Raw genomic sequence first — 663 nt, forward strand, 5'->3', positions numbered from 1 at the left:
AAAAGCTGGAAAAGAGAATGGAAAATTGATTTAGTTGAAAGGGAAAATCCAAATTGGGCTGATTTATATGATGAAATTATAAAATAAAATGAGATCCCAGTGTCAAGCACTGGGATGACAGAAGAGAGGACTGGGATGACAGAAGAGAGGACTGGGATGAAAGAAGAGAGAGGACTGGATGACAGAAGAGAGGACTGGGATGACAGCAGAGAGGACTGGAATGACAGAAGAGAGGACTGGGGTGACACCGAAGGGGCTACTTGAATGACAAGAAGAGGGCACAGGGCCCTCCTTGTATGTATTAAATGTAGGCCGAGTTATGATCGTGATAAACGTGATCGCTTGCGCAGTCGAACATTTTCACAAAACCATTCTCTAGATAGAGATTATATTCATGATGTTGATCTAATAACTCAAAGTTATCTTGTGTTTCTAAGCTGAAGTGACTTGAATCTGATAGCAATTCGTAATTTGGATTATCTATTTTACTAATGCTGCTTATTACTTTGCCATTACCATTTGATATCTTACTATTACCCACAAATATAAATGGACATAAAAATAAAGTATTACAACATTAAAGTTTGCAAACATTGAGGGTAAAAAATGGCAAACAGGAATAATGAATGGGCTGAAAATGAATTTGGAGATGCTGTACTTGGA

At 37.7% G+C, this 663-nt stretch carries 2 protein-coding genes; one reads left to right on the forward strand and one right to left on the reverse strand.

The genetic code is table 11. The features are described from left to right. The first annotated feature begins 99 nt into the window (after positions 1-99). Positions 100-264 carry a hypothetical protein gene (locus tag ACJ5GX_RS05700; protein WP_230609025.1) on the forward strand — a complete coding sequence of 55 codons (165 nt, stop codon included), beginning with the start codon at positions 100-102 and terminating at the stop codon, positions 262-264. Positions 265-301: 37 nt separating this feature from the next. Here the strand turns inward: ACJ5GX_RS05700 and ACJ5GX_RS05705 are convergent, their stop codons facing one another. Next, positions 302-541 carry a hypothetical protein gene (locus tag ACJ5GX_RS05705; RefSeq protein ID WP_264685872.1) on the reverse strand — a complete coding sequence of 80 codons (240 nt, stop codon included), beginning with the start codon at positions 539-541 and terminating at the stop codon, positions 302-304. Between the last annotated feature and the right edge of the window lie 122 nt (positions 542-663).

It is taken from the genome of Wolbachia endosymbiont of Tuta absoluta, from assembly GCF_059414725.1.